The organism is Lactobacillus sp. CA30L (assembly GCF_059900845.1).
Genome location: NZ_JBWXGB010000001.1, coordinates 335,407 through 351,661 on the forward strand (window position 1 = coordinate 335,407; position 16,255 = coordinate 351,661).

At 52.5% G+C, this 16,255-nt stretch carries 14 protein-coding genes; 12 read left to right on the forward strand and 2 right to left on the reverse strand.

All coding sequences use genetic code 11. The annotated features are described in order from the left end of the window. Positions 1 to 81: 81 nt before the first annotated feature. The 3 genes from tig (at position 82) to yihA (ending at position 3,387) form a co-directional block, all read left to right on the forward strand. Positions 82 to 1,413, forward strand: a complete 1,332-nt coding sequence (gene tig, locus AC2JF8_RS01765; RefSeq protein WP_500728736.1) for a trigger factor — start codon at positions 82 to 84, stop codon at positions 1,411 to 1,413. 122 nt (positions 1,414 to 1,535) lie between these two features. Beyond that, on the forward strand, positions 1,536 to 2,813 hold the full coding sequence (gene clpX, locus AC2JF8_RS01770; RefSeq protein WP_500760564.1) for an ATP-dependent Clp protease ATP-binding subunit ClpX: 1,278 nt from the start codon (positions 1,536 to 1,538) through the stop codon (positions 2,811 to 2,813). Then, positions 2,803 to 3,387 carry a ribosome biogenesis GTP-binding protein YihA/YsxC gene (gene yihA / locus AC2JF8_RS01775; RefSeq protein WP_500728738.1) on the forward strand — a complete coding sequence of 195 codons (585 nt, stop codon included), beginning with the start codon at positions 2,803 to 2,805 and terminating at the stop codon, positions 3,385 to 3,387. Before clpX ends, yihA begins: the two co-directional genes overlap by 11 nt. Positions 3,388 to 3,418: 31 nt before the next feature. Here the strand turns inward: yihA and AC2JF8_RS01780 are convergent, their stop codons facing one another. Further along, positions 3,419 to 3,547 (reverse strand): SPJ_0845 family protein, encoded by a 129-nt coding sequence (locus tag AC2JF8_RS01780; protein WP_500728739.1) that lies wholly within the window; start codon positions 3,545 to 3,547, stop codon positions 3,419 to 3,421. A 199-nt stretch (positions 3,548 to 3,746) separates the two neighbouring features. Between AC2JF8_RS01780 and uvrC the strand changes: the two genes are divergently transcribed. From uvrC to AC2JF8_RS01820, 8 genes are all read left to right on the forward strand, one after another. Then, positions 3,747 to 5,549 carry an excinuclease ABC subunit UvrC gene (gene uvrC / locus AC2JF8_RS01785; protein WP_500760566.1) on the forward strand — a complete coding sequence of 601 codons (1,803 nt, stop codon included), beginning with the start codon at positions 3,747 to 3,749 and terminating at the stop codon, positions 5,547 to 5,549. A gap of 75 nt (positions 5,550 to 5,624) precedes the next feature. Next, complete coding sequence (obgE, locus tag AC2JF8_RS01790; RefSeq protein WP_500760568.1) at positions 5,625 to 6,929, forward strand: GTPase ObgE; 1,305 nt, start codon at positions 5,625 to 5,627, stop codon at positions 6,927 to 6,929. A 16-nt stretch (positions 6,930 to 6,945) separates the two neighbouring features. Continuing rightward, positions 6,946 to 8,865 carry an acyltransferase family protein gene (locus AC2JF8_RS01795; protein ID WP_500760570.1) on the forward strand — a complete coding sequence of 640 codons (1,920 nt, stop codon included), beginning with the start codon at positions 6,946 to 6,948 and terminating at the stop codon, positions 8,863 to 8,865. A gap of 12 nt (positions 8,866 to 8,877) precedes the next feature. Beyond that, entirely contained in the window at positions 8,878 to 9,819 is a 942-nt protein-coding gene (gene rnz, locus AC2JF8_RS01800) for a ribonuclease Z (RefSeq protein WP_500760572.1), read from the forward strand. After that, complete coding sequence (locus tag AC2JF8_RS01805; protein WP_500760574.1) at positions 9,812 to 10,606, forward strand: SDR family NAD(P)-dependent oxidoreductase; 795 nt, start codon at positions 9,812 to 9,814, stop codon at positions 10,604 to 10,606. The genes rnz and AC2JF8_RS01805 overlap by 8 nt, the downstream gene beginning before the upstream one ends. Positions 10,607 to 10,615: 9 nt before the next feature. Then, a complete protein-coding gene (locus AC2JF8_RS01810; protein ID WP_500728745.1) occupies positions 10,616 to 10,828 on the forward strand; it encodes a lipopolysaccharide assembly protein LapA domain-containing protein in 213 nt (70 codons plus the stop codon). A gap of 120 nt (positions 10,829 to 10,948) precedes the next feature. Further along, a complete protein-coding gene (gene rpmF / locus AC2JF8_RS01815; protein ID WP_500728746.1) occupies positions 10,949 to 11,140 on the forward strand; it encodes a 50S ribosomal protein L32 in 192 nt (63 codons plus the stop codon). Positions 11,141 to 11,205: 65 nt separating this feature from the next. Then, positions 11,206 to 12,753: a bifunctional metallophosphatase/5'-nucleotidase gene (locus AC2JF8_RS01820; protein ID WP_500760577.1), complete on the forward strand. Its 1,548-nt coding sequence runs from the start codon at positions 11,206 to 11,208 to the stop codon at positions 12,751 to 12,753. 51 nt (positions 12,754 to 12,804) lie between these two features. Here AC2JF8_RS01820 and AC2JF8_RS01825 read toward each other — a convergent pair whose 3' ends face one another. Further along, positions 12,805 to 13,011: a DUF2929 family protein gene (locus AC2JF8_RS01825; protein ID WP_500728748.1), complete on the reverse strand. Its 207-nt coding sequence runs from the start codon at positions 13,009 to 13,011 to the stop codon at positions 12,805 to 12,807. Between the two features lie 109 nt (positions 13,012 to 13,120). On the opposite strand from AC2JF8_RS01825, the gene AC2JF8_RS01830 reads away from it, so the two are divergent. Then, positions 13,121 to 16,249 carry a DNA polymerase III subunit alpha gene (locus tag AC2JF8_RS01830; protein WP_500760579.1) on the forward strand — a complete coding sequence of 1,043 codons (3,129 nt, stop codon included), beginning with the start codon at positions 13,121 to 13,123 and terminating at the stop codon, positions 16,247 to 16,249. Positions 16,250 to 16,255 lie beyond the last annotated feature (6 nt).

A 16,255-nucleotide genomic window follows, 5' to 3' on the forward strand; every position in this document is an offset into this window, starting at 1 on the left:
TTTGTTTTTTGCGCGTGTTTAATGTAAGATAATTTAGTATGCAAAGATGCAGTCAAACTTGACATTGGAGGTATTTAATTAATGTCTGTAAAATGGAATAAAACGGCTAAAACAACCGGTGAACTCACTTTTGATATTTCCCAGGCGGAAGTTAAGCGTGGGTTAGACCAAGCTTTTAAGCGGGTAAAAAATAGTCTGCGGGTTCCTGGCTTTAGAAAGGGTCACGTATCACGCATTATCTTTGACCAGTACTACGGTGAAGAGTCGTTATACGAGGATGCTCTGAACATTGCCTTGCCCGGCGCATATTCTGCAGCACTCAAGGAATCTGGAATTGCCGCTGTTGGTCAGCCCCAGATTATGCCCGTATCAATGGAAAAGGGCAAGGACTGGACCATGAAGGCCACCGTCAGTGTTGAACCAGAAGTTAAATTGGGCGACTACAAGGGAATTGAAGTGCCTAAGCAGAACACCCGTGTTTACGCTAAGGACGTTGATGCGGAAGTAGAAAAAGAGCGCGAAAAGAACGCTGAACTTGTGCTGAAGAAGGATGCCGCCGTTAAGGGCGACACCGTTACGATCGACTACAAGGGTACCGTAGACGGTGAGGCGTTCGACGGTGGCTCTGCCGACGACTATGCGCTCGAACTGGGCTCTAACACGTTCATTCCCGGCTTTGAAGACCAGTTGATTGGTCACAAGGCGGGCGATGACGTTGACGTCACCGTAACTTTCCCGGAAGACTACGGCGCAAAAGACCTGGCCGGCAAGGAAGCCCACTTTGCAACCAAGGTCCACGAAGTTAAGTCAAAGCAGCTGCCTGAACTTGATGATGAGTTTGCCAAGGACGTTGACGATTCAGTCGAGACCCTTGACGAGTTAAAGGAAAAGATCAAGAAGGACCTGAAGACCAAGAAGGAAGACGCCGCCAAGGAAGCTATCGAGCAGGCCGCAATCGAGGGTGCCGTAGCCAACGCGACGATCGACGAAATCCCTGACGCGATGATTCAGGAGGATGTTACAACCCAAATGAACCAGTACCTGGGCAACATGCAGCGTCAAGGCATCAGCCCTGAAACCTACTACAAGTTGACCAACACGACGGAAGACCAACTGCGTGCCCAGTTCAGTCAGGACGCAGCCGAGCGGGTTAAGACCAACCTGGTGCTTGAAGCAATCGTCAAGAAGGAAGATATCAAGGCTTCCAAGGAAGAAATTGACGACGAGATCAAGAATTTGGCAAGTGAATACAACATGGATGAGAAGACCGTCCGCAGCACCCTGACCGATGACATGCTGTCGCATGACATCAACGTGCGCAAGGCGATTGAACTTGTAGCAGATAGTGCAAAGCAAGTTGCTAAAGCCAAGATTAAAGACGACGACAAAGAAGCTGAAAAAACTGACAAGTAAAAGATGAAAATTTGAGTAAAAAGGCGGCTCTTTTAGCCGCTTTTTTATTTTATAAGCAAATAATGTAGGTGTGGCTTGCGATTTATGATAATCTTAGACTTGTAAATACGAGGAGGAATAGAATGGCATCACAGTTTACTGCTCAAGAGGAGATTAAGTGTTCCTTTTGTGACAAAACGCAAGATCAAGTTAAAAAAATGATCGCTGGCAATGGCGTCTATATTTGCAATGAATGTGTCGCTTTATCCAAAAAGATCATAGATGACGAACTGCGCTCTGACTCATTAAAGAAGGCGCAGGACTTGCCCAAGCCAATGGAAATCAAGCAGGAGCTTGACCAGTACGTGATTGGCCAGGAACGTGCAAAAAAGATCCTGGCGGTTGCGGTATACAACCACTATAAGCGCATCAGCCAGATGGACGTGGATTCTTCGACGGAACTGCAGAAGTCCAACATCGCGCTGATTGGGCCCACTGGTTCGGGCAAGACGTACCTGGCCCAGACGCTGGCGCGCATCCTTGACGTCCCGTTCGCAATCGCGGATGCAACGACGCTGACCGAAGCGGGCTACGTTGGTGAAGACGTTGAGAACATTTTACTGAAACTACTGCAGAACGCCGACTACGACATCGAGCGGGCCGAGCGGGGCATCGTCTACATTGACGAGATTGATAAAATTTCCAAGAAGGCTGAGAACGTTTCAATTACCCGTGATGTCTCCGGCGAAGGCGTCCAGCAGTCGCTTCTAAAGATTCTGGAAGGCACGGTTGCTTCAGTTCCGCCCCAGGGCGGCCGCAAGCACCCGCAGCAGGAGCTGATCCAGATAGACACCACCAATATTTTGTTTATTGTTGGCGGTGCGTTTGACGGCATTGAGCAGATTGTCAAGACCCGCCTGGGCAAGAAGGTAATCGGCTTTAGTGCCGCGCACGAATTAAGCAAGGTGCAGTCCGATGACTGGATGAAGCACCTGACGACCGGCGACCTGGTCAAGTTCGGCCTCATCCCGGAATTCATCGGTCGTATTCCGATTATCGCCACGCTGAACAAGCTGAGCCGCAATGACCTGGTCAGGATACTGACCGAGCCCAAGAACGCACTGGTCAAGCAGTACAAAAAGCTGCTGGCACTTGATCAGGTCAAGCTCAACTTTTCGCCGGACGCACTCAATGCGATTGCTGATCTGGCCATTGACCGGGACATGGGTGCCCGCGGACTGCGGACGATTATTGAAAACGCAATGATGGGCATCATGTACAAAACGCCGAGCGACCCAGACATCGAGGAGGTCGAGGTTACCAAGGACGTAATTGACGACCTGGCAGAACCCAAGGTAACTTACCGCGAACCGACCGAAGACGAGCTAGGAGAAGAAGTAAAGACCGCAAATGATCATTAAAAACAGCGATTACGCAATCAGTGCCGTTAAAGAGGAACAGTACCCCAAGGACAACCTGCCGGAGATTGCCCTGGCGGGCCGCTCCAACGTGGGCAAGTCGAGCCTAATCAACTCACTGCTGGGTCGCAAGAACCTGGCCCGAACGTCCTCCCAGCCCGGAAAGACGCAAACGCTCAACTTCTACATCATCAACCAGGACTTCTACCTGGTTGACGTTCCGGGCTACGGCTACGCCAAGGTCTCACAGGTGCAGCGGCAGCGGTTTGGCGAAATGATTCAGGACTACCTCGAATCACGGCCAGACCTGCAGGGCCTGATAATCCTGATGGATGCCCGGCACGAACCGACTAAGGACGACGTGACGATGTACAACTACGCACTCAGCCTGAACCTGCCCATCCTGGTCGTTTGCACGAAGATCGACAAGGTGAAGAAGAACCAGGTCAACAAGGTCCTGGCCAACTTAAAGAAGCACCTCGACCTGTCTTACGACAACGTTGAGGTGCTCACTTACAGTGCAGTCAAAAAGACGCACGTCGCTGAAGTGTGGCAGTGGATTGAACAGTACCTATAATCAACAAAAATGACTCCCAACGGGAGCCATTTTACTTATCCTTATCTTTTTTGGTGCTGTTTTCCTTCTTGCCCAGCTTCTTTTTCTTGTCTTCCGGAACCGTGGCAAATTTGTCAAACAGCTTTTCCAGTTCGTCTTGTTTTTTAAAAGTTAAGCCCATAGTCAAATTCCTTTCTTTTTGTTAATTATAGCAAATTTGCGCCCGTTCACCAGGGGATAGTTAATTATTTTCCAGTCAAATTTAAATAATAAAAATTATGTTAATTAAATTCGGGAAGGGCGCGCAAAACGAGCACGGCTGCAATTACGCGCACGCATTTATGGTAAAATTGATAAAGCAAAAATGGGGGAGTGATTTTTTGGCAACCGAATTAATCGAAAACAAGTTAAAGCTTCTGCCCGCGAAGCCGGGCTGCTACCTGATGAAGGACGTTAACGGCAAGGTTATATACGTGGGCAAGTCCAAGAACCTCAAGAGTCGGGTTCGGTCTTACTTTAAGAGCAAGCAGGTCGGCCGACGGGCTGAACTGGTTAAAGAAATCCGCGATTATGACATCATCACCGTTTCAACGGATAAAGAGTCCTTCCTGCTTGAAGTCACGCTGATTAAGAAGTACCAGCCTTATTACAACGTGCAGCTCAAGCAGGGAACCGGCTACCCCTACATCGAGATTACAAACGAGCGCGACCCCCAGACTAAGCTGACCAGCATCGTCCGCAAGGACGGGGGCTACTACTTCGGCCCGTACCCCAATGTTTACGCAGCCCAGGCAACTTTAAAGTTTATCCAGAAGATTTTTCCGCTGCGGCGCTGCAACGGCAAGCAGGGACGACCGTGCCTGTACTACCACATGGGGCAGTGCCTGGGTGCCTGCTTCCGCTCCGTGCCCAAATCGGAATACGCGGCGCAGATTAAGCGGATCAAGGGCTTTTTAAACGGGGACATTGCAGAGGTCAAGCAGGACCTGACCGCACGGATGACGGCTGCCGCCCAGGCGATGGAGTTTGAGCGGGCAGCAGAAATTCGGGACCAGCTCAAGTACATTGAGGAAACGGTCGAAAAACAAAAGATCATTTCTAACGACAATACCCAGCGCGATATTTTTAACTTTTACGTGGACAAGTCATGGCTTTCCGTGCAGATTTTCTTTCTGCGGCAGGCCAAGCTGCTGCGGCGGGAGACAAGAATGTACCCGCTGACTGATACTAGCGAGCCGGAGGATGCCTTTGCTTCTTTTATCGTCCAGTTTTACGGGCAAAAAAACCGGGTACTGCCCAAGGAAGTACTCGTGCCCGCGGGGATCGACAACGAGGCGCTGAGCGAGGTGTTGAAGGTGCCGGTCAGGACGCCGCAGCGGGGGCAGAAGCGGTCCCTTTTGGAAATGGCCAGGGAAAACGCCAAGCTCAAGCTGGATGACAAGTTCCGCCTCCTTGAACTGGACAACCGCAAGACCACGGGGGCACAACAGGAAATCTTTGCTGCACTGGGTCTTCCGTACGGGCACGTCATCGAAAGTTTTGACCACTCGCACATTCAGGGGGCAGACCCCGTTTCGGCACTAGTGGTTTTTAAGGATGGCAAACCGGATAAGAATTCCTATCGCAAGTACAAACTGAAGGGCGAGGTCGAACACCAAAACGGCGGCGATGAGGTCAAAAACACGCGGGAGGTTGTCCGGCGGCGCTACAGTCGCCTCTTGCGCGAACACCAGAAGATGCCCGACCTGATATTGATGGACGGGGGCCAGATTCAGGTGGATGCGTGCGAGGACATACTGCGCAATGAACTGAACCTCAACATTCCCGTGGCTGGAATGGTTAAGGATGACAAGCACCGGACCAACCACCTGCTATACGGAGACCCGATCAACGGTGTTCCAATGAAACTGATTCCGCTTGACCCGAAGTCACAGGGCTTCTACCTCATGACGCGGATTCAGGATGAGGTCCACCGCTTTGCCATCACCTTTCACAGGCGCACGCACGCCAAGAATGCACTGTCAAGCAAGCTTGATTCGATCAAGGGGATTGGACCCAAGAGCAGAAACAAGCTGCTGCGGCAGTTTGGTTCGCTCAAAAAAATCAAGGAAGCATCTGTCGATGAATTGCGCGCGGTCGGATTGACCCTGCCGCAGGCCCAGACCGTCAAGTTGATGCTGTAAAGTTATCTTTACTGCGATTATCAGCCCCGTTTGTGGTATAGTATTATGGTTAGAGAAGACGGAAGGAGAATGCATATGCCGACATTTGTCGATCAAACGAAGATTGAGGTCCAAGCCGGAAAGGGTGGCGACGGCATAGTTGCTTTCCGCCATGAAAAGTACGTTCCAAATGGCGGTCCCGCCGGCGGTGACGGCGGCCGTGGCGGCAGCATTGTTTTTGTTGCGGATAGTGGGCTCAGAACCCTGATGGACTTCCGCTACCGGCGCAAGTTTAAGGCCGCTAACGGTGAAAACGGCCGGATTAAGTCGCAGTATGGCCGCGGGGCCAAGGACCTATACTTGCGCGTGCCCGTTGGCACTACGGTCTATGATTTCGACACTAATGAAGAAATAGGCGACCTTACTGAAAATAAGCAGGAATTAGTTGTTGCCCGCGGTGGTCGTGGCGGTCGCGGCAACATTCACTTTGCAACGAGCGTCAACACCGCCCCCGAGATTGCCGAAAACGGCGAACCGGGAGAAGATCGGGTCTTGCGTCTTGAATTGAAGGTTATTGCGGACGTCGGACTGGTTGGTTTTCCCTCGGTGGGCAAATCGACGCTTCTGTCCGTTGTGACCAAGGCCAAGCCGAAGATTGCGGCATACTCCTTCACCACGTTGACGCCCAACCTGGGGATGGTTATCCTGCCCGATGGCCGCGACTTTTCGATGGCCGACCTGCCGGGTCTGATTGAGGGTGCGAGCCAGGGCGTTGGGTTGGGCATCCAATTTTTGCGCCACATTGAACGGACCAAGGTCATCCTGCACCTGGTGTCAATGGATCCCGCAAACCGGCGAGAGGCACTCAGCGACTACCAGACCATCCGCAAGGAACTGCTTGAGTACGATCAGAACTTGAAAAACAGGCGGGAGCTGATTGTGGCAACGCAGGTGGATCTGCCCGGTTCCGCGGAAAAATTGGCTGGCTTTAAGGATGACCTGCAGCAGGCGGGGATAGACCGGCCGGTATACGCGATTTCCAGCGTGACTCACGAGGGCGTCGACCAGTTGATGCGGGATACGGCCACCGTTGTCGAGCAGGTTGAAAAAGAGCAGGTGGTCAAGGAAACCGCGACTAGTCAAACGGTTAAAGAATACAAGTACGCGGGACCGAAGAAAAACGAGTTCACGATTACGAAACTTGAGGATCACGTCTTTGAAATCAAGGGTGCGAGTCTCGAACGGTTAGTGCAGCGCACCAACCTGGACTACCACGATGGTGTTATCCGCCTTGCCCGCAAGCTTAAGAACCTGGGCGTAGACGAGGTGCTGCGCGAAAAGGGCGCTGTCGATGGCGATGACGTTATAATTGGCACATTCAACTTTGAATTCGTGCAGTAAAAAGAAAAGTTTAAAAATGGCAAAAAATCGGTTTATTACAGGATATTCTGGACTCAGAGCATTGGCAGTTATCGGGGTGATTTTATACCACCTTGACCCCAATACTTTTGTTGGCGGTTATCTGGGTGTCCCGATTTTTTTTGTCTTATCGGGCTACCTGGTGACGGGCCAGATGCTGCGCGCGTACCGGAACAATGGTTTTTTTGATTATAAAAAATTCTACTGGGGGCGGCTAAAGAAACTGTACCCGCAGATGATTGCTGTTCTATGGCTGGCAGCGGCCTATATCCTGCTATTCCAGCGCAATTTGCTGGTTAAGCTGGACCAGATAGTCTGCACCAACCTGCTCAGTGTTTATAATTTCTGGCAGATTGCGAACGGGCAGAGCTACTTTGAACGCTTTGCCACCAACGAGTCGCCCTTCACCCACCTGTGGACGATGGCAATCAACGGGCAGTTCTACCTGCTGTGGCCGTTAGTGGTCTTCCTGCTGGTGAAGTACGGCAAGAAGAGGGAAAACATTGCGCGGATCCTGCTGGGCCTATCACTTGTTTCGGCGGCTGAAATGGCGCTGATGTACCTGTGCAAGGTTGATATTAACCGGATATACTACGGCAGCGATACGCGCTTCTTTTCTTTGGGCTTTGGCGCCGTGCTTGCCGTTTTGTGGCCGCTTGATAAGCTGCGGACGCACATCACGCAGCACGATGCGCGTTTGTTGGACGCAGGCGGATTGTTGGCCCTAGGCGGGATGCTCGTGCTGTTTTTCAGTTCGAGCATGAATCCAGAAGGGGCGTTTCCATACTACGGCGGGATGCTGCTTTTTACCCTGCTGACGGCGATCCTGGTGGGCGTGATTGCCCACCCCTGCAGCCACTGGAACGGGTGGCTGACCAACCCCGTGTTCAACTGGATTGGTTCACGGAGCTACGGGATCTACCTCTACCAGTTTCCCGTGATGATTTTCTTTGAGGATAAGGTGGCTGACCTGGCCGACCATGTGCTTTTGTACCGGACAATCGAGGTTGTCCTGATTCTCGGGCTCAGTGAACTGGCTTACCGTTTTGTTGAAAGGCCACTGAGCAGAATCACGTGGGCCAAGACCAAGAAGTATGTGGCCAGAGTTTTCGACGGCAAAACCAAAAACTACTTTCTTAAGGGGCAGGCCGTCCTTGCCGTATTGGTCATTGCAACCGGGAGCTGTGCGATACTGGCATCGCCGGCGGCCAAGGCGGAAGACTTTAACAAGTCGCAGCTGGCCCGCAGAATCAGCTCTAACAGCAGGCAGCAGGAGAAAAAGAACCGGAAATTAATTTTAAAGTTAAAAAAAGACAAGATAAAAGCGCAAAAAAAGGCTAAACTAATTAAAGAGGCAAAACGCACCGCCAAAACGCACGCCGTTAACAAGGAGTTTTTGAGGTATGGGATCTCGCAGGTTGACCTGCAGCTGGCCCGCAAAATCAGGCTCACAGCCATCGGTGATTCCGTTTTGGCCGGGTCGAGCAGCGATTTGACCCGCCTGATGCCCAAGGCGATTATCGACGCGGCCATTTCACGACAGGTGACTGCCGCCCTTGCCTCAATTACGGGGTATAAAAAGCAGCATGCGCTGGCACAGAATGTTTTGGTTGAACTGGGCACCAACGGGCCGTTTCCACTTTCCGATTTGGAGCACGTGATGGCTCAACTCGGGCCGAAAAGACGCGTGTTTTGGATTAATACGCGCGTGCCCACCCGGTCATGGCAGAACCAGGTTAACGCCCTCTTAGAGCAAGCGGCCAAGAAGTACCCTAACCTGGTTATCATTGATTGGTATGATTATTCCAAAAACCACCCCGAGTGGTTTTATAAGGATCAGACGCACCCGACGCCGGTCGGATCGAAGTATTACAGTGCATTGATCGTAAGAACGATTGTTGCGCACGCTAAGTATTAGAACAGGAGTCATATGGAGTTACAGTTTTTAGGCACAGGAGCAGGCCAACCATCAAAAAAGCGCAACGTTTCAAGCATTGCACTAAAGATGCTCGATGAGATCAATGAAATCTGGCTGTTCGATGTGGGTGAGGCCACGCAACACCAGATTTTGCGGACAAACATCAGGCTGCGCAAGGTGACCAAGATTTTCATCTCCCATAACCACGGTGACCATATCTTTGGCCTTCCGGGGCTCTTGGCAACAAGGTCGTTTCAGGGCGACGTCGGCCCCTTAACGATATATGGACCGCCCGGCCTGGAGCAGTTTGTGTGGACCGCATTAAAGGTTTCGCGGACGCAGGTTTCGTACCCGATCAGGTTTGTTAAGCTTGAAGAAAACGGCATCATCTTCCAGGGGCAGGGGTTCAAGGTCTACGCCGAAAAATTGGCGCACCGTGTCCCTAGCTTTGGCTTTCGCGTAGTCGAGGAGCCGCACCAGGGCGAGCTGTTAATGGATAAATTGGCACGGTATAATGTACCTAACGGGCCGCTTCTGGGCAAATTGAAGAACGGTGAGCGGGTCGAGCTGGCCGATGGCACGATCCTAGATGGAAATGATTTTTTGGGGCCGAACAAGGCGGGACGGATCGTAACGATTATCTACGATACCCGGTCTACGCCGGCGATTGCCGAACTGGCACGCGATGCGGACGTGCTCGTCCACGAGTCGACCTTTGCGGGCGACGAGGCGGACATGGCGCACTCTTACTATCATTCCACGGCCCTGGAGGCCGCGAAGGTGGCACGTGCTAGCGGCGTCAAGCGCCTGTATTTGAACCACATTTCGGCCCGGTACCTCGGGTCCAAGGCCAAAAAACTGGAAGAGCAGGCAGAAAAAGTTTTCCCCCATACAAAATTAGCAAATGATTTTGACCGGGTCGTAATTCCAATGGAAGGTGAAAAAAATGAGTGATTCTTTAAGGGACAAGGTTGTTGTTGTAACGGGTGCATCTAGCGGCATCGGCCGTTCCATTGCCCTGGAAAGCGCCGGCCGGGGCGCTACCGTTATTCTGGTTGCAAGGAGCCGGGACAAGCTTGAGCGCATTGCGGCCGAGGCGCACGAAATGTCTGGTGCGCCGACCCACGTTTTTGCGGCTGACATGAGCGACAGCGAAACAATCGAGGCAACCTTCAATGGCATTGTCAAGGTGACCAAGCACGTCGATTACCTGGTCAACTGTGCCGGTTTTGGCAAGTTTGGCAGCTTTGTCGAAATGGACCGGCGCCTGGTTACGGCGATGTTTCAGGTCAACGTCTTGGGGCTTATGTACTTCACGCGGCTGATCGGTCGCCTCATGATGGACCAAAAACACGGCCAGATTATTAACTTCGGCTCGATTGCAGGCAAGGTGCCGACCGCCAAGTCGGCCGCGTACAGTGCCTCCAAGGCCGCTGTCATCCAGTTCTCCAACGTTCTGCGCCTAGAACTCAAGCCCTTTGGCATCAAGGTGATGACCGTCAACCCGGGCCCCGTTTACACCAACTTTTTCAATATTGCGGATAAGAGCGGCACCTACGTTGAAAACGTCCAAAGGTTCATGCTGGATCCGGACGACGTTGCCTGGCAGGTTGTGCACTCCTTCGGCAGCAGTCGGCGTGAACTCAACTTGCCGCTCAGTCTGGCCTTTCTGGCTAAACTGTATAATTTGTTCCCAACAATCGGCGATCAAGTGTCACTCAAGTTTGCGTCAAGAAAGTAGGAAAGTGCAATGAAGAATAAAGCAAGTCAAGCAAAACTGGTGGTCACGCTGCTTCTTACCCTGCTGGCGGTGATTTTTGTCGTCCTCAACACCGACACCGTGGCAATCAACTTCGGTCTCTTCAAGTTTAAGCTGCCACTGATTATTATTTTGGTTTTGATGCTCATTATCGGCGTTTTGATTGGCTGGTTCTGGGGGTCAAGCAGACACAATCAGGAATAAGAATGACTATAGAGCTTGATTTATTCGCAATCAAATAGTATCATTAACAAGCGTGAAGTGTTTACGGGGCATTTTTATGCCTCCCAGAAACACAATTCTACAATAAAGGAGATCAAGTAAATGGCAGTTCCTAAGAGACATACTTCTAAGCAAAAGAAACGTTCACGTCGTGGTCATATCAAACTAGCTGTCCCAGCAATGCACTATGATGCAACTACTGGCGAATATCGTTTGAGCCACCGTGTATCACCAAAGGGTTATTACAAGGGTCGTCAAGTTGTTAGTGAAACTAATGGCAGCGACAACAATTAATTAAGAGGCACCACGTTTGGTGTCTTTTTTTTGCCAAAATAAGTTTTACCAGGGGAAAAGCAATAATGAAACTAGTCTTTTTGAGTACCAGCGATATTCACGGTTACATCATGCCCACCACCTACGAGGATAATTCCAGCTATAATGCGCCGTTTGGTCTGAGCCGGGTCAGCAGCATAATCCAGGCTCAGCGTGCCGAGTATGGGGCGGACCACGTTGTGGTAACCGATAGCGGCGACTGCCTGCAGGGTTCCCCGCTGGCCGAATACGTTCACGCTACGGGCGAGCGGGGAAATTTGCGGGCGTACACGGACCTTTATAATGCCGTTGGCTATGACGCACGCTGCTTGGGCAACCATGATTTTAATTTTGGCCTCAGCTACCTGAACTACTACGTCAAACACAGCAGTGCCCCGATTTTAACCGCTAATATCCTGGATGGTGCGACTGGCCGGCCGGCCCTGGGCCAGGCGTACCGGATAATTACCAGGAGCGGAATCAGGATAGGGCTTCTGGGGCTTACCACGCAGCGTGTGCCCGTGTGGGAGCCCGCTGAGAATGTTGCGGGGCTGAAGTTTGCCTCCGCTTTTGCACGGGCAAAATACTACGCCAAGGTGCTGCGCCCGCGGGTTGACATCCTGGCCGTCATCTACCACGGCGGTTTTGAAGCCGACATTGAGAGCGCGCTCGAAACGGAGCCGCCCACCGGTGAAAACGAGGGTTACCGCATTTTAACGGAGATTCCTGAAGTCGACGTCATGCTAACCGGTCACCAGCACCGCAGGCTTAGCGCGGTCAAGCGGGGCACGGCCATTGTCCAGCCCGGTTACCGCGGCGAGGCGGTCGGCAAGGTTGTGGTGGACATTGACGAGACGACCAAGAAAATCCGCTCAATGTCGACCGCGCTGCTTGATGCCAGTGGCAGCAAGCCCGATGAGGGGATTGCACGTCTGGGCACGGGCCTGAATCAGGCAACGCAAAAGTGGCTCGACCAGCCAATTGCCCGTCTGGATAAACCCGCACCAATCGGAAGGCCGAACCAGGCACGCATTGAGGGTGCCTCCTTCATCAACCTCCTGCAGCAAATGCAGCTCTTTTTCACGGGCGCAGACATTTCGGCGACCGCGGTCATGAGCGAGACGGCCCCGGGGTTTAAGACGACGGTCACGATGCGCGATCTTATACTTAACTACCCGTACTCTAACCAACTGTGCGTGGTAAGTGTGACGGGCAGTGAACTGCGGCGCATTATTGAGCACAGCCTGGCTTTTTTGGAAAAAAACGAGCGGGGCGGGGTGGACTTTGCGCCTAAGTGGCGTGACCAGCTCTTTAACTTCGACGTTTTTTACCCGCTGGCCTATGAGGCCGACGTCGCGCGGCCCGTAGGGCAGCGCCTGACCCGGCTGGAATTAAACGGGCGGGGGCTAGAGGATAGCCGCACCTACCGCCTGGCCGTCAACAGCTACCGCGCTTGCGGCGGGGGCTTTTACCCCGTATACGGTCCCAGTCGGATTGAAAACATCATCGACAAGGACTACATTCAGATGTTTAAAGAATACCTGACCGCGCCCCACGTCAAAGTTGACGAACGCCGGAACTACCATTTTGAATAACAAAAAAACCGCTAGCAGGAGACCCGTTAGCGGTTTTAATTTGCTTTTTATTTACTTGAGTTTGGCATACTTGCTGTCGTCCTTAACCGAATGAGCGGTAATCGTTGGAATAATGGCCGCGAACACAACGCCAAAGACCACCCCAACAATCGCAGCTTCACCCAGGTTAAAAACGTTTTGCGTTAACGGTGCGGCGATAAAGCCCACAATCAACATGTAAACAACACTCCAGCCAACAGTCACAATATAACGACCCATAGCAGTTCCCTCTTTCATACATAGGAGAATTTTACCAAAGTTTATGCACGTTTTCAAACTAAAAGTGCGGTTTTTGGTATACTAATTTTATGGGAAAGGTGGCTTTAAAATGAAAATAGCTGCATTGCAAAACATAAGCGCGTTTACGCTGCTTGAGAGTCCCGTAAAAATCCGGGACCTCCTGACGGCCGCCAAGAGCCAGGGCTATGGTGCCGTCGCTTTAACCGACGTAAACGTTACCTACGGGTTGGTGAATTTTTACGAACAGGCTAGAGAGGTGGGCATCAAGCCCCTTTTGGGAATGCAGGTGCGCCTGAACGGCCTGATTGACACTGCGAGTCAGTATGACCTGATTGCGCTCGCCCGAACCGACGCGGGCTACCGCAATCTGCTGCGGCTTTCGAGCAGCATCAACCTGTTGACCGCGAACGGAACGAATAAGAAGGTGCTGACGCTTGCAAAATTAACCAAGTACCTTGAAGACATGGTGCTGATCGTTCCGGCAAACACGCACAGCGAACTGGTGAACCTGCAGGTGCAGGACGAACAGCTGGGGAATGATTTTGTGCGCCGGCTCGCCGGTCTAGTTCCGGGGTCCAGCAGTCTCTACCTGGGCGTTTACGCTGCTGACCGGCAGAAAAACTACATTGCCTACGTCAGGGCGCTGGCCAAGCAATTCGACCTGCCCGTTGTCTGTGTAGAGGATACCTGCTACCTGAAGCCCCAAGACCAGTTTCTGCGCAAGACGCTTTTGGCGGTTAAAGACGGCAGTCTTGTGGAAGATGCAGCGGACCTGGCCAAACAGAAGGGGTCGCATTACCTGGCCTCCGTGGCGGAGCTGAGTGCACGCGCCCATGACCTAGGCCTGGACGACGCGGTCGACAACACGTGGAAAATAGCCCAGGAATGCGATGCCCACGTGCGTTTTCAAACGCCCGTCTTGCCCAAGTACAAGCAAAACAAGTTTGCTACCTCCAAAGAGTACCTCGGCTTCTTGGCTCAGCGCGGCTTGCAGGAGCGCTTTAGCAACCAACGGATACCGGCCCGCTACCAAAAGCAGCTTGACTATGAACTCGGCGTGATCGATCAGATGGGCTTCGACGATTATTTCCTGATCGTGTGGGACGTCATCAATTACTGCCACCGGGTGCGCATCGCGACTGGCCCCGGGCGGGGTTCAGCGTGCGGGTCGCTCGTTTCATACGCACTGCGCATTACCGAGGTTGATCCGCTGGAGTACAACCTGCTGTTTGAGCGCTTCCTCAACCCGGCAAGGCATGAAATGCCTGATATTGACCTGGATATTCCGGACAACCGCCGCGATGACGTGATTAAGTACATGTTCACCAAGTACGGCATGGACCACGTGGCCCAGATTCTGACCTTCGGGACCCTGGCTGCTAAGCAGGTGCTGCGGGACACAGGCCGCGTTTTTGGCTTGAGCGAGGCTGAACTGGGCGAGTGGTCGCGCAGCGTGCCTTTTTCCAAGGGCAAGATTACCCTGGCCCAGTCCTACGAGGAGTCAGGCGCAATGCGGATGCTGTGCGGCGCGAGTGCGAAGAATGAGTTGCTGTTTAAGACTGCCAAAAGCCTGGAGGGGCTGCCCCGGCACTATTCGATTCATGCTGCTGGCCTGGTCCTCAGCGATAATTCGATTGCGGCCATTGCGGGGCTGCAGTCGGGCCAGCTCGGCATCCCCATTACCCAGCAGACCAAGAAGTACGTTGAGGCCCTGGGCCTGCTCAAGATTGACTTTTTGGGCCTGCGCAACCTGACCATTTTGGGCAACACGGTGGAAATAATCGCAGAGCAGGGGAAAAATATTGTCCTCAACCAGATTCCGCTCGATGACCCCAAGACGATTAAGCTGTTTCAGCAGGGCGCAACGGACCTGGTCTTCCAGTTCGAATCGGGGGGAATAAGGGACGTCTTGCGCGAACTGCACCCCGATAACTTTGAGGATCTGGTTGCGGTCAACGCGCTTTACAGGCCGGGCCCGATGCAGAACATTCGCTCCTTCATCGCCCGCAAAAAGGGCAAGCAGAAGGTGACGTACCCGGACCCGAGCCTGAAGGAAATACTTGCGCCCACCTATGGCATACTGGTTTACCAGGAACAGGTCATGAAGACGGCCCAGGTTTTAGCCGGTTTCTCTTTAGGAGAAGCCGATATCCTGCGCCGCGCAATATCCAAAAAGGACCCCCAGGTCATCGAGCAGGAACGCGTGAAGTTTGTCTCCGGGGCGGTAAACAAGGGGCGTTCCCGCGAAGTAGCAGAGCGCGTTTACAGCTACATCGAGCAGTTTGCCAATTACGGTTTTAACCGGTCCCACGCCGTTGCGTATACCATGATTGCCTTTTGGCTGGCCTACCTGCAGGTTCACTACCCGGCCGCATTTTATGCGGCAATGCTTAATTCTAACAGCGGCAATCGCCTCAAGGTTAACGACTACGTAATGCGGGCCCAGGGGGCAGGGGTTAAGATCCTGCCGCCGGACATTAATAAGAGCGGTATGGACTACCAGGTGGTCGACGGCCAGCTCTTGGTGAGCCTGCGCGCCATCAAGGGGCTGCGCATCGATTTTCTCAAACAAATAATTGCAGTGCGGGTCGACAAGCCCTTCACGTCCCTCAGCAACTTTTTGCGCCGGATCAGTCCCAACTTTATCCAGGTAAAGGTCATTGAATTGATGATTAAGGCGGGCTGCTTTGATCATACCGGTGCTAGCCGCAGCGTGCTGCTTGAAAACTGCCAGGAAATCGTCGAGAACGTCGAGTTGACGGGGCAAAACCTTGCGCTTTCCGAAAGTCTCGGCGGCGTGCCGCTTAAGCCGGCTAAAGAAGCAACAAAGCAGGAAAAGGCGGCGATGGAAGAGGAGGCACTGGGCTTTTCGACCATGACTTCGCCGCTTGTGGCCGCCCAAAAATACGCGGAAAAGTTTAACGCGCGGCTGTTGAGCCAGTTTGATATTGGTGACAGTGGGGTTGCCGTGGGCAAGCTGATGACTTTGAAGCTAATCAGAACCAAGAAGGGCACGACGATGGCTTTCGGCAGCTTTGCCGATTCGACCAGCAGGCAGGATGTGACGATTTTCCCTAGCGTCTATGAGCACGACCAGGCAATCCTTAAGGAGGGCGGCATTTACCTTCTTGGCATCAAGGTCCAGGCCGACCGCTTTGATCCGGGCAAAAAGCAGTATATATTAACTAACCTGAAGGCAGTCAATTTTAAGGGCTAGGACAGA